This window comes from Vibrio algarum (assembly GCF_028204155.1).
Taxonomy (GTDB): domain Bacteria; phylum Pseudomonadota; class Gammaproteobacteria; order Enterobacterales; family Vibrionaceae; genus Vibrio; species Vibrio algarum.
Genome location: NZ_JAQLOI010000003.1, coordinates 421,767 through 434,409, shown reverse-complemented (window position 1 = coordinate 434,409; position 12,643 = coordinate 421,767). Strand labels below are relative to the sequence as shown.

11 protein-coding genes are annotated in these 12,643 nt (G+C 39.0%); 6 read left to right on the top strand and 5 right to left on the bottom strand.

Annotation, left to right across the window (positions count from 1 at the left end; all coding sequences use genetic code 11):
* The first annotated feature begins 70 nt into the window (after positions 1-70).
* Entirely contained in the window at positions 71-793 is a 723-nt protein-coding gene (locus PGX00_RS17325) for an NAD(P)-binding oxidoreductase (protein WP_272138909.1), read from the top strand.
* Positions 794-928: 135 nt separating this feature from the next.
* On the opposite strand, the gene PGX00_RS17320 is transcribed toward PGX00_RS17325, so the two are convergent.
* A complete protein-coding gene (locus PGX00_RS17320; RefSeq protein WP_272138907.1) occupies positions 929-2,056 on the bottom strand; it encodes a zinc-binding dehydrogenase in 1,128 nt (375 codons plus the stop codon).
* Between the two features lie 162 nt (positions 2,057-2,218).
* Between PGX00_RS17320 and PGX00_RS17315 the strand changes: the two genes are divergently transcribed.
* Together PGX00_RS17315 and PGX00_RS17310 are read left to right on the top strand one after the other, a co-directional pair.
* Positions 2,219-3,130 (top strand): LysR family transcriptional regulator, encoded by a 912-nt coding sequence (locus PGX00_RS17315; RefSeq protein WP_272138905.1) that lies wholly within the window; start codon positions 2,219-2,221, stop codon positions 3,128-3,130.
* Between the two features lie 320 nt (positions 3,131-3,450).
* Positions 3,451-4,656 (top strand): aromatic amino acid transporter, encoded by a 1,206-nt coding sequence (locus PGX00_RS17310; protein WP_272138903.1) that lies wholly within the window; start codon positions 3,451-3,453, stop codon positions 4,654-4,656.
* A 123-nt stretch (positions 4,657-4,779) separates the two neighbouring features.
* Here the strand turns inward: PGX00_RS17310 and PGX00_RS17305 are convergent, their stop codons facing one another.
* The 4 genes from PGX00_RS17305 to PGX00_RS17290 all read right to left on the bottom strand — a co-directional run bounded on the left by PGX00_RS17305 (position 4,780) and on the right by PGX00_RS17290 (position 8,097).
* Positions 4,780-5,352 (bottom strand): TRAP transporter small permease, encoded by a 573-nt coding sequence (locus PGX00_RS17305; protein ID WP_272138901.1) that lies wholly within the window; start codon positions 5,350-5,352, stop codon positions 4,780-4,782.
* Positions 5,352-6,641 carry a TRAP transporter large permease gene (locus PGX00_RS17300; RefSeq protein ID WP_272138899.1) on the bottom strand — a complete coding sequence of 430 codons (1,290 nt, stop codon included), beginning with the start codon at positions 6,639-6,641 and terminating at the stop codon, positions 5,352-5,354. Before PGX00_RS17300 ends, PGX00_RS17305 begins: the two co-directional genes overlap by 1 nt.
* Positions 6,642-7,114: 473 nt before the next feature.
* A complete protein-coding gene (locus PGX00_RS17295) occupies positions 7,115-7,582 on the bottom strand; it encodes a TRAP transporter substrate-binding protein (protein WP_272138897.1) in 468 nt (155 codons plus the stop codon).
* Positions 7,579-8,097 (bottom strand): TRAP transporter substrate-binding protein, encoded by a 519-nt coding sequence (locus tag PGX00_RS17290; RefSeq protein WP_272138895.1) that lies wholly within the window; start codon positions 8,095-8,097, stop codon positions 7,579-7,581. The genes PGX00_RS17295 and PGX00_RS17290 overlap by 4 nt, the downstream gene beginning before the upstream one ends.
* 1,000 nt (positions 8,098-9,097) lie before the next feature.
* Between PGX00_RS17290 and PGX00_RS17285 the strand changes: the two genes are divergently transcribed.
* The 3 genes from PGX00_RS17285 to PGX00_RS17275 all read left to right on the top strand — a co-directional run bounded on the left by PGX00_RS17285 (position 9,098) and on the right by PGX00_RS17275 (position 12,530).
* A complete protein-coding gene (locus tag PGX00_RS17285) occupies positions 9,098-10,885 on the top strand; it encodes a diguanylate cyclase domain-containing protein (RefSeq protein ID WP_272138893.1) in 1,788 nt (595 codons plus the stop codon).
* A complete protein-coding gene (locus PGX00_RS17280; RefSeq protein WP_272138890.1) occupies positions 10,855-11,388 on the top strand; it encodes an EAL domain-containing protein in 534 nt (177 codons plus the stop codon). Before PGX00_RS17285 ends, PGX00_RS17280 begins: the two co-directional genes overlap by 31 nt.
* A gap of 131 nt (positions 11,389-11,519) precedes the next feature.
* Positions 11,520-12,530: a LysR family transcriptional regulator gene (locus tag PGX00_RS17275; RefSeq protein WP_272138888.1), complete on the top strand. Its 1,011-nt coding sequence runs from the start codon at positions 11,520-11,522 to the stop codon at positions 12,528-12,530.
* Positions 12,531-12,643 lie beyond the last annotated feature (113 nt).

The following is a 12,643-nucleotide window of genomic DNA, read 5'->3' as shown; positions in this document are numbered from 1 at the left end:
TTCGACAATTAACCTATCATAATTACATGTATATCATAAACCTTGGAATATGAGATGCAAGGACAAAAGAATGATGACACTAGTACTTGGAGCAACGGGAGCAACAGGAAGGTTGGTTGTTGAAGAGTTAATAAATCAAAATAGAAAGGTCCGAATTATTGTACGTTCGTCAGATAATCTGCCTTTGTATATAACAACTAGCAACCATGTTGAGGTTGTTCATGCGAACGTGTTGGAGTTAACGGATGATCAGTTAGCGGAGTACGTTTGGGGATGTGAGGCCGTAGTTTCTTGTCTTGGCCACAATTTAACGTTTAAGGGCATTTATGGTCAACCTAGGCGTTTAGTAACCGATGTGACAACGCGAATATGTAAAGCGATCAGAAGTACTCAACCCAAAACACCAACCAAGTTTATACTGATGAGCACGACTGGTTTTCAGAATATATTGGCAGATGAAAAAATATCAGCTGCGCATCAAATTATCGTTTCATTTTTGAGAATGATTTTACCTCCTCATGTTGATAATGAACAAGCAGCGCGTTATTTACAGACGTGCGAGATAAGGTCCTCTAAATTCATTGAATGGGTAGCGGTGCGGCCAGACAGCTTAACGAACGATATAGGTCGAACAGAGTATGAAATTCATCCATCTCCACAGTTTGATCCTATTTTTGATTCGCAAAACACAAGTCGTCTAAATGTCGCCCGATTTATGACAGAATTGATAACAAGCGCTGAGACATGGTGTAAGTGGAAAAATAAATTTCCGGTTATCTATAATAAAAACTAGCGAATAGGTTTTGTTTGAAACGACTATAGCCATTAAGCGCCTACGGGAGGTTGATTCAATATTTACTTATAAACAAAAAGCAGCAGAGACCAACAACAATGGCTCTCTGCTTTTAGACAATCATTTAAGAGAATACTACTTTTGAGGGATAATTAAGTACTTCTCACCCGTTGCTTGTTTAGAATAAGACGCTATGGATTGCAATTGTAATGCTTCTGCTAAAGACACTTCATGTGTGTAGTGACTAGCAAATGTTGTGCTGATTTCTTCAGCAACACGTTGACGCATTGCAATGACGGTTTTAGTCCCTAGTTTGCCTAGTGCATTGAATAATAAGAACCCATTAACACCCCAAGCGAAACCAAAATTACGATGTAACGTAATTGGGCCACGGTCTAATGCGCCATAAATGTAAACTTGTTTATATGTGTCGGAGCCATATACGCTATGTTCTTTCATATCACGAGCAGCTGCAGCTTCCATACAGTTAAGAATGTCACTTGTTAATTGACCGCCGCCAATTGGGTCAAAAGCAATCGTTGCACCCGTTTTGATAATCGCTGCAGTTAAATCAGTAAGGAAAGTATCACTCGTTGAGTTTACAACGTATTTTGCACCCATATCACGTAGCAGCGTTTCTTGTTCTGCTTTGCGTACAATATTGATTAAATCGACACCATCGGCAATACAAATACGGTTTAGCATTTGACCAAGGTTAGATGCAGCTGCAGCGTGAATAATGGCTTTATGACCTTCGGCACGCATAGTTTCAACCATAGCTAATGCGGTAAGTGGGTTAACAAAAGAAGACGCGCCTTCTTTAGCCGTTGTGCCTTCTTTTAATTCTAAACAGCTTTGTACGTTGGCACATACATATTGACGATATGTTCCACCGCCAATGACAGCAACGGTTTTACCCATCAGCGCTTGAGCTGCTGGTGATGAACCGGCCGCTACAACGGTACCAGCACCTTCATTGCCAACAGGCGTTGCTTTACCTACGCGAGTTTTAACTGAAGGCATAAACTGCGCTGGTACATCAGCAGTAATTGCAGGGCTTTGCTCTGAGCCTGTTTGTTTTGCTGTTGTCATATCAGCAACGCTGAACATCACTCCTAAATCAGAAGGGTTTAATGGAGCAGCTTCAATGCGAATAACAACTTCATCGGCAGAAGGTTGTGGTATTGCAATGCCCTGTAAAGCAAGTGTCAATTTGTTGTCTTCGCTGATTGTTGAAATAAGCTGGATATTTGAATCTGTCATTTGATGTTGCTCCTGCATAAAGGTCAAGGTCGTAATGTTTAAGTTAAACACACTATTACTTGTTTCAATTCGATTGTATATAAGGGAAAATGCGAATCACTATTGCTTTTAAGACAATAATCAAACAAAAATACTCAAGGCTTCATTTAAAGGAGAAGTTAGTTGGATCAACTACGTGCAATACGGTATTTCAGTAAAGTCGTTGAAACCGGCAGTTTTACTAAGGCAGCGAGCGCTTTTAATGTGCCTCCATCATCGTTGTCGAGACGAGTTGCTGATTTAGAAAAGAGTTTGGGAGCAACGTTGTTAAAGCGTTCCACTCGAATTGTTAAACTGACAGAGGTGGGACAAATTTACTATGATGATGTCCAGCAAATACTAAATCAGTTAGAACAAAGTAATGAAACGGTTCGTAGTTACCAAACAACGCCAATGGGACGTTTACGTATTAGTTCGATGGTGGGGTTTGGTGAGAAGATATTGCTTCCTTTGTTAGATGAGTTCAGCGTGTTATACCCTGAAATTGTATTAGATGTGAGTTTAAGTGATGAGTTATCCGCGCTCGGGCGAGACGATGTGGATATTGCTGTACGTGGAGGTTATGCGCCAAACGAAAGGGTGTTAGCGATAAGACTTATGGACAATGGGTTTATTCCTGTTGCTTCACCAAGTTATTTAGAGAAACATGGAATACCTAACAATGCGATGGAGCTAAAGGAACATAAAGGCCTTTATTTTAAAGCACCATCAGGTCCAACACCTTGGTTATGCAATATGAACGGTCAATGGCATGATATCTCAGGTCCGGCAGTAGCGATTTCTAATAACGGGCCATGGTTGGCTAAAAAAGCCTGCGACGGTGAGGGTATTTTAATGTCTACTCGCTGGGCGTTAGCTTCATACCTTGAGTCAGGAAAGTTGCAAGAACTTAAGTTTGAACATGAGTTAGCGATAACTCAAAATTCTAATATGGCTGTTTATTTGTTGTATCAAAAACAGCGCTACTTGGTCCCAAAAGTAAAAGCGGCAGTAGATTTTTTAGTTGAAAGAATAAAAGTCGCCACTGAGAATTAAGGAAACGAGGTTACGATCAAATTAACCCATTTTTTGACCGTAACCCACTAAGTGATTAATTAAAGAGTATCGAATTACCTTTTATATTTCTCAACAAACCTCGTGAAGACCTCCTAGCAATATAAAGATCAACAAATTGGGCCTTTCAATAGTCCGTAAACAATTGCATACAATTAATAATTGAATATTTTACACTTTTCTTTGATATCTTGCTAAACATGCTGCACAATCCGATTTTATTAACCATACTAACTATTCATTGGCTAATAACTAGTTTTTAAACCTATTCACAAGCCTGTGAGTGTAAAGAAAAGTATACAATGATAAATTCCAAAATTTTAGGCAGCACTCTGATTATCGCAGGTACTACGATAGGTGCAGGGATGCTTGCTCTTCCTTTAGCTTCCGCAGGGATCGGGTTCCCAACCTCATTAACCATAATGCTCGTTCTTTGGTTATTGATGACGTACACCGCACTTCTTATGTTAGAACTGCATCAATATGTGCCTTCAAATGCAACCTTGCACACATTAGCCAAGCAATTTTTGGGTGATAAAGGGAAATGGGTTGCCAGCATTGCTATGTTATTTTTGTTTTATGCACTCTGTTCGGCGTATATCGCTGGAGGTGGTGGTCAGTTTGGTGAACGGATTTCTCAGTTTACAGGCATAGAAGTTAATGGATCGATCGCAACGGTTATCTTTACCGTTATTGTCGCCTGTATTGTTACAATTGGTACCCGAACGGTTGATCATATTAATCGAGTTCTCTTTGCAACTAAATTAGTGACGATGATTGCAGTATTGTTTTTCCTTGCGCCTAATGTGACCGAATCATATCTTCTTAATATGCCTCTACAACAGGGACTAATCGTGGCCTCTATTCCGGTGATATTTACCTCTTTTGGTTTTCATGGAAGTATTCCAGCTATTGTAAATTACCTAGATGGGGACACGAAGGCATTGAAAAAAGCGGTAGTGATAGGTTCCTCCATCCCTCTGGTTGTTTACCTCTTCTGGCAAATAATGACGCTTGGTGTCATTAGCCAGCAGGAACTATCCGAGAGTAGAGGTTTGAGTGCGCTGATTTCTGCTTTAGCTACTAAGATTCACTTTAGCCAACTTGATCAAATTATCGGGGTTTTTGCTGACCTCGCTCTATTAACCTCTTTCTTAGGGGTAAGCCTTGGTTTGTTTGAATATCTGGGGGATTCACTAAATAAAAATAATGGTAAACAGAATCGAGTACTATCTGCGTTTGTGACATTTTTGCCCCCAATGTGTTTTGCTTTGTTTTACCCACAAGGTTTTATCATGGCATTAGGTTATGCCGCGATTGCCCTCGTAGTGTTAGCCATATTTCTTCCAGTTGTGATGATTACAAAAGTAAGAAAGGATAACCGTTATGAAGGAACATACAGGGTGAAGGGCGGAAACGTTTCGTTAGCTCTGGTTTCTTCCTTTGGGGTATTAATTGTGGCTGCTCAGTTCTTGATTACCGTCGGCTATCTACCTTCTTTGGGCTAAGTTCTTATTGTCGGAGAGGCTATGCAGCCTCTCCTGAATCATTCTATTGATAAAGCTGCATACGATGCTTAGATCTCCCTCAACATTATTTTCTTGGCTTAACAAACCTTAACTCTATAAGCCTCACGAATGATTATCTTCTCCTAAAGTAAAACGCCTTGCTTCTACAAATACGTCTACAAGAGAGTAAATCAGCATAATCAATGATGAGATAGGAATACAAGAATAGAGGATCCATTGCTTAATTTGAAATACCGTTGTTACCTGATTTGTTCTTAGCGTTAGTTTCAATGAATACCAAAACAATATGGCCATAAAAACTGCAGAAATGACTACAATCAACAATTTATAAAAGTGCTTCAAACGTACATTCTTAATGCGTGGGCTTATCCAGTCACCGACTGAAAAGTGAAGTTTTGCGCACCATAATCCTGCTGCCCCATAAAAGACCAGAGCCGCGAAACTTAGCTCTATTATTTCATCAAACCAATGGAAAGAGCTAATGGTAACAACGCTTTGAAGTAAGTTGGCTACACTCTCCAAACCATGCTTGAGTAAAAACTGTATAAAGTCATTAATCAATCGCAACATTACGTTAGCAAACAATAAAAGGCCAAGTATCGAGAACATGGTCATAGCGATATAACGGAGAATCCTCTGAACCCAAATATCGATCGTTTTTAGTAGGGCAATCATTACATTTCTCCCATGACAAGATTAGGTAAAAACAGTGCAATACTAGGTACAAATGCAATGAGTAATGTGATTAAAAATATCATTAATAGGTAAGGCCATACCCGACGAGCTAACGCTGGCATGCCAACCTTTGCAAAGCTATCTACGGCAAAGAGACACATTCCAACGGGCGGCGTTAAATTACCGATCATAATCAGCAATACCATTACCACACCAAAATTGACAAGGTCGATATCGAACATCGTCGCTATTGGCATAAATAAGGGGAGTGTAATAAGGAAGATAGCATTTCCTTCTAAAAATAACCCCATCGTTAATACAATACCAATAACAATCCACATAACAACTGATTGAGTAGCACCAAAACCAACAAGGGTCTCTATAATACTATCTGGAAGTTTTTGGTGGATTATTAACCATCCAAAAAAGTTTGCCGCAGAAATAATAAATAGTAGGCTAACCGATTGAGTGATGGACTTGTAAACAATGCTAGGAATATCTTTTAGCTTTAGATCTTTATAGTAAAAACCAAGAATTGCAGCGTAGACACACACCACAACGGAGGCTTCTGTAGGAGTGAAAAAACCACTCATAATGCCGCCAATAATAATTATTGGTGCCATCAGGGGCCAAAAAGCACCATTAAACGCACGGAAGCGCTCTCTAATCGTCGCTTTATTTTCAGCACACGGGTAGTTTCGTCGCTTAGCTAAAATACTTAACGCAAGCATCATTCCAAGAGCCATCATCATGCCAGGTATAAAACCAGCTAAGAATAAACGCGCTACCGAAACGCTGGTAATTGAACCATATAAAACAAAAGGGATACTAGGGGGGATTACTGGGCCAATAACCGAAGAGGCAGCAACAAGCGTAGCTGAATCGGCTGGGTCATAGCCTTGGTCAACCATCGCTTTGTGCTCGATTTGTCCTAATCCGGCAGCGTCAGCAACTGCAGAGCCCGACATACCTGAAAAAATAACACTGGCAACAATGTTAACTTGACCTATACCGCCTGATATATGGCCAACCATTGCTTGTGCAAATCGAAAAATACGATCGGTAATCCCGCCCGTATTCATGAGGTTTCCGGCTAAGATAAAAAACGGAATAGCCAACAACGTAAAGCCTGTTGTGCCGTAATACATGCGGTGAGGTAGCATTGCTAATAGGCGAGCATCACCAAGGCCAACAAAAAATACGACTGATGTAAGTCCAATTGCAACAACCACTGGAACATTAATCAGTAGCAGGAAAATAAGAACGCCAAATATAGCTAAGGTCAACATACTAGAGGTTACCTATCTGTAATAACAAAGAAGCTAAAAAGGTGATCATTGATTGCTGCTAGTTAACATTATTTTAACTTCGTTGTGAGTTATTTCAGAACATTCTGTTCTTCACCACTTTGAGCTAGCTTAAGCTATTCATAATCGTGGCATACGATTTTCTGAGAATAACGACTATAGAATTAAAGAAAATAATTTAATTCTAATGCTAGAGGATTAATGCAATTAACCTTTTAAAAGTGACAACTCACTCCTTGTATACAATAATCTTTCCTATGCAACCTCTGATCACGTTATTAATGCCATTGCTATAATAACGAAGGAGCTCGCTAATAAAACGCGAACTAAATATTTTACAAAAGGAATCAAAAAGGTGATCATTGTCGCTAATTTACATTATATAAATTCGTAGTGAGTTTGACTCTGAACACTTCTTTAATTCCATTAGTTTAATGAAATACCTAATCTTTTAACTATTTAACAGACTCGGTCATCTCAATCCATTTATCAAAGTTAGCGGCACCAACTTTCGCTCTAATTTGTTTGTACGCGGGTTCCATCATTGCTTGGAAAGCAGCAAGCTCCGGCTCGTCGATCACGATACCTTTAGCGCGCATGTCTTCAATTTGTTTCAATTCTTCTGCTCGTGATAGCTTGCGCATTAATAAGCGTGCAGCATCAGATTCTTCGCGAACAATTTGTTGTTGTTCTTCTGTCAAGCGACTCCAAGCGTCTTTAGAAACAACATGAACCATTGAGCTGTATAAATAGTTAATGATTGAAATGTACTTTTGAGATTCATACAGTTTCAAGTTGTATATCACGCCAATCGGATTTTCTTGGCCATCTACAACACCTTGTCGCATTGCCATCACAAGCTCACTAAACGAAATAGTCTGCACATTTGCACCTATTGCTTCCATGGCAGCTTGATAAGTCATTGCAGGGGAGTTCGAATTTTTAAGCCTTTGATATCGGCCGGAGACAAAATTGGGCGAACAGAGTTAGTTAATTGACGAAACCCCCAATCCCAACTAGACAGGTACACTAGGCCTACTTTATCTAGTTCAGGAGCAGCCCAATCTTTAAAAGGACCATCTAAAACACGGTCTGCATGCTCTGCATTACTCAGTGAAAAGGGAATACTAACCGTGTCAAATAGAGGAACATGTTTAGCTAGCTGATCTTGTCCTGAGAGGCTCATATCAACCACTCCCATGATCACCTGTTCAAGTACTTCTGGTGGGCTACCTAAAGCATTATTAGGATAAAGTTCAACTTCAACTTCACCGTTTGTACGTGCTTCTACTTGTTTAGCAAACTGCATAGCGGCAATGTGAGAAGGGTGGTTTTCAGATCCAAAATGGCCAAGCTTGAGCTCAACAGCAGAGTATGCTGAAGACGCCCACGCCAAACATAAAGCTGATACTAAAGCTTTTTTTAAATTCGAACGCATAGTTAACTCCTAAGATATTATAAGTTTTCTTGCTCTGTTTTGAATGTTATATAAGTAGAAACATTCACTCTGCACCGCTCTTTATTTAAAAAGAATGAAAATCGTGCAAATACTTTACGGTTACTCTCTTCCACCAAATTAATAATGGTGAAAGCGCCTTGTTCGCTATGTGTAAAGATGGTCTGACAAAGAAAATCACTTTTACTACTCAAACCACTTTAAAATTTGCATCACAAATTAACAAAAACACTTCAAATATACTTCCGTGTACAAATAACCAGAAAAAACCTAAAATACAAAGGATAAATATATTAATGAAGCAAAAAATCTAATCTCTATGCAATAAACAATTGTCAAAACTCAATTAAGGAGTCGACAATCAAAATTTGCCTTAAAATTATCAAATTAATATCAAATTCAACCACGTCATCTTGTATTACAATACTATAACAATAGTTCCGAGAAAAAATCTAAGTGATAGGTCTCATTTTTAATCTAAAGTTAAAATACTGTTATAAAAAATTCGTTTATTTTATGAATGAAGATAGAAGGAGCATGAATAGATAAAATAGTCGTAATTTTGGGGAGACTTGGGTTAAGAGAGGAGCTTGACGAAGTAGTGTTAAACTAGAAGGTCTGACGTACTTCTTCCAGTGCTAATCCTTTCGAATTAGTGACAATCACCACTTTTTTAGTACGCAAAACTGAAATTTTCACTATCAATGCCGGCTACGCCGACAAAGATCACGTAACTCGTTATTTATCAAACTCAAATTTCTGGCCTACTGTCAGATATCATACAATTAATCTACCAAGTTGCGGTTCGTTATATTGGTACTGTCTATATCGTTAAACATCGCTCAAAGCGCGGGACAGTCTAAATCAGTGGTTTGCATGCTCAAAGGTACAGTTGCACGTGAGTAAGTAATGATAGGTATAGCGTCTAAGTTTTGTTGAAACTATTTCAAGACTTGATGATACGACACTTTAAGGGTAGATAATGTTCGATTTTACAGGGTTCTCCTGGAGAAAGCTTTCCATAGTAATTAGCATTCAAGTACTACTTTCCTCTTTAGTTATTATTGGAGCCCATCTGGCTTTCAACATTGAAGTGGGAAGCTTCTCTAGTTATATGATTACGATAGCCTGTAGTGGTTTAGGTTCATGTTATATTTTGTTTGCTCTAAAAAGCGAATATACAAAACATACGAGAATTGTAAGGCAGATTCTTGACTCTATTACAGACGTTATTGTCGTTAAGAACTATCAAGGGGACTTTGTCTTTTGTAATGATACGGTTGCTAGGCTATACAACAGCACACCAGAACAAATGATAGGTAAGGACGACTACTACTTCACGAAAAACAAAGAGCAGTGCGATTTTTTTCGTAACAATGTCCAGTCTATTATGCAGCGCTTTGAAAAAGAAGAAGTCTACGAGTCTTCAACCGATGCTAAAACAGGTCAGGTTCGCCATTTCCAATCCATTAAAATTCCGTTTCGTGACGCTCAAGATGAGTTAAAGATAGTTGTTATCGCAAAAGATATTTCTGAAATCACTAGATTAAAAGAAGAAGCGGATAGAAATAAAACACGATTGGAGCATGTTCTTGAAGTTTCGCAAGAAGGGCTCTGGGAGTGGAATACAAAAACCAATCAGGTGCTGCACAATAAACAGTGGGAACTGATAACAGGAATTAAGAGAAGTGAAAATTCCTTTAAAGAATTTGAAAGTTGTATCCTGCCAGAGGATAGAGAACTTGTTTTTTCGGCCCTAGACAAGCTAGTTAAGCTAAATCAAGCTTACAACATAGAGTTTCGGATTCAGCGGCCTGATGGAAAAATCATCTGGATATGGGATCGTGGCCAAGTTGCCGAATATGATGAAAAAGGAATACCGCTTTGGCTTGTCGGTATTGCTCAAGACATTACAATTGAAAAGAAGAATCAACAAGAAATAGTGAACTTAGCCTATAACGATCAACTGACGGGTCTTGTTAATCGAACACATTTAGAGGTTGAACTAAGAAAGACAATAGATCTAAGTGCGCTTAATGATACCTATAGTGCTGTGCTGTTTTTAGACTTAGATCGTTTCAAATTGCTCAATGACAGTTATGGTCATCACATGGGCGACAAACTATTGCAAGGCGTCGCTAATCGCCTTAAGACACTCCAACAAAAGCAAGAACTTGTCTCTAGATTTGGTGGAGATGAGTTTGTTATTGTTTTACCACTTTTAGATAGTAATCAAAAAGATGCATTACAATTGGCGCAGCAGTATGCAGACTTAGTAATACAAGAAGTATCAAAAGTCTTTACACTCAAAAGCGATACGCAAAATGTAGAGATTGAATACGCAATTACCGCTAGCGTCGGAGGAATTGTTTTTAAATCAGGGGATATATCTACGGGTAAGGTTCTCCAGTTAGCCGACACGGCACTTTATCAAACTAAAGCCAATGGAGGTCATGCAGCGATAATTTATGATATAAGTATGCAAGATGAGTTAAGACACAATAGTGAGCTACAAAAAGCAATGCATAACTCTATTGCAAATCGTGATTTTTGTATCTACCTTCAACCTAAATATGATAGAGATGAACAAATAATCGGAGCTGAAGCGCTGGTTCGATGGCGTCATGCAAAACATGGTATATTATCGCCTGCTTCATTTATCACTATGGCAGAGGAAACTAATCTTATTCTTCCCATTGGGGATATGGTACTCGAACAAGCCTGCCAGCAATTGAAAATATGGCAAGCATCCCTGAAACCAGCCATTTAGAAATGGCTATAAATCTTAGTGCAAAACAAATTTGGCAGAATCTCTTCGTGGAAGACTTTATTAAAATTGTTGAGTCTTTTGGCATCGACCACTCGAAGCTTATTGCGGAGGTAACTGAATCAGTGCTTATTCAGGATATCACTGATGCAACTGAAAAATTAACTAAACTAAAACAGTACGGAGTGTCGATATCTCTCGATGACTTTGGTACAGGCTATTCATCGTTGAACTATTTGCGATCTCTTCCAATTGATGAAATCAAAATCGACAAATCTTTCATCAATGATATTACCAAAGATAAGCAAGCTCTTTTAATGGTTAAATCGATAATAGACCTGGCCAAAAACTTTGACATGAGCCTTGTATCTGAAGGGGTTGAAGAGCGAGAACAATTGACTCTACTTAAAGAGTTAGGTGTATCCACTTATCAAGGGTACTATTTTAGTAAACCGGTTCCCGTGGAAGAAATGAGTGCATTATTATTGAATAATATGGAAAGGTAACTAACTGTTTATTTTGGGTTGTATTTAGTTCAGTGAAGCAGCCTTTTCGGGTCAAACATAGGAACGGACCGCTCGTAACCAGCGTTTGCTAACCCACATCTAAAACCAATGCCCAAGTATGGAGCTGTATAGTGTCAGAAATAAACAAACCTTCTTTTCAAAAACCTGTTGACCCACAGCTTATGGCAAAAATTTTATTTTTTGTCGAGTTAGTAAATATGAAAACCATTACAAAGGCGTCAGAGCGATGCGGTGTATCAAAAAGTACGGGGTCGCGTTGGTTATGTGAACTGCAAGATGAACTTGGGATCCCACTTTACCAAGGAAGTAAGGTAGACAATAAAATCACGGATGCGGGATTATTTCTCTACGAACAATTCTCTCAAGTCAACGAAGATGTGAATGAGATCCTCAATCAATTGACACACTATGCTACAGAGACGATCGGCAAAGTCAGTATTTGTTGCGCGCCTATCCCGTTATATTCTGAACGTTTGGTATTAACCTTAATTAATGATTTCACAAAGTTAAATCCAAATGTTGAAGTACAGTTGGTAGTCACCCCTCGGGCAATGGAGCACAGCCATCTTCATGATTTTATTATGTCCTCGTCTACCTCGAATACTCGACAGAGCGAAGAACCTCAGCATTTAGATGTGACGAACTTATTGGAAGAGAGTTTTGTTACGGTAGCTTCTCCTGAGTATATTAGACAAAATGGTGAGCCTCTTATCCCATCAGAACTAACGAACCATCGCTGTCTATATTCGGGGTCATTTTTTGATTCTGGTCAGTGGATTTTTCGCGATTCAAATGAAACCATTCCAATTTGTATTGATAAAAAACTGCAAATATCAGATTCGGTAATGGTGGTAGCGGCAGCCGTGTCGTCAATGGGAATAGCTTATCTTCCCAAATTTATGGTTAACCCACTTATTGATGAGGGAGCGCTTGTTCCTTTATTAACGGAATATGAGACGGATAGGTGGTACCTAAATCTTTACTATCATCCCAGCAATCGAACATCTCAATGTGTTCAGCAATTCAGGCAGTTTTTTATCAATAACCACAGAGATCTGGCACAACAATTATTAGTGACAACAAAACCAGCGGAAATAAAAGTCCCCGGCATCCTACTCTGACTCTAGTAAATGCTTCTTGGTAAACCATAGATATAATATGGGCAGGCACTTTATTGAAATCTCAATTATAGTGTCTGCCCACGTAGTTGTTACAACTCAACAGAAGGAGTCAA

Excerpts from the sequence above, each read along its gene's own strand:
- PGX00_RS17325 (WP_272138909.1), top strand. The coding sequence starts at position 71 with ATGATGACACTAGTACTTGGAGCAACGGGAGCAACAGGAAGGTTGGTT.
- PGX00_RS17320 (WP_272138907.1), bottom strand. The coding sequence starts at position 2,056 with ATGACAGATTCAAATATCCAGCTTATTTCAACAATCAGCGAAGACAAC.
- PGX00_RS17310 (WP_272138903.1), top strand. The coding sequence starts at position 3,451 with ATGATAAATTCCAAAATTTTAGGCAGCACTCTGATTATCGCAGGTACT.
- PGX00_RS17305 (WP_272138901.1), bottom strand. The coding sequence starts at position 5,352 with ATGATTGCCCTACTAAAAACGATCGATATTTGGGTTCAGAGGATTCTC.
- PGX00_RS17300 (WP_272138899.1), bottom strand. The coding sequence starts at position 6,641 with ATGTTGACCTTAGCTATATTTGGCGTTCTTATTTTCCTGCTACTGATT.
- PGX00_RS17295 (WP_272138897.1), bottom strand. The coding sequence starts at position 7,582 with ATGACTTATCAAGCTGCCATGGAAGCAATAGGTGCAAATGTGCAGACT.
- PGX00_RS17290 (WP_272138895.1), bottom strand. The coding sequence starts at position 8,097 with ATGCGTTCGAATTTAAAAAAAGCTTTAGTATCAGCTTTATGTTTGGCG.
- PGX00_RS17285 (WP_272138893.1), top strand. The coding sequence starts at position 9,098 with ATGTTCGATTTTACAGGGTTCTCCTGGAGAAAGCTTTCCATAGTAATT.
- PGX00_RS17280 (WP_272138890.1), top strand. The coding sequence starts at position 10,855 with ATGGCAAGCATCCCTGAAACCAGCCATTTAGAAATGGCTATAAATCTT.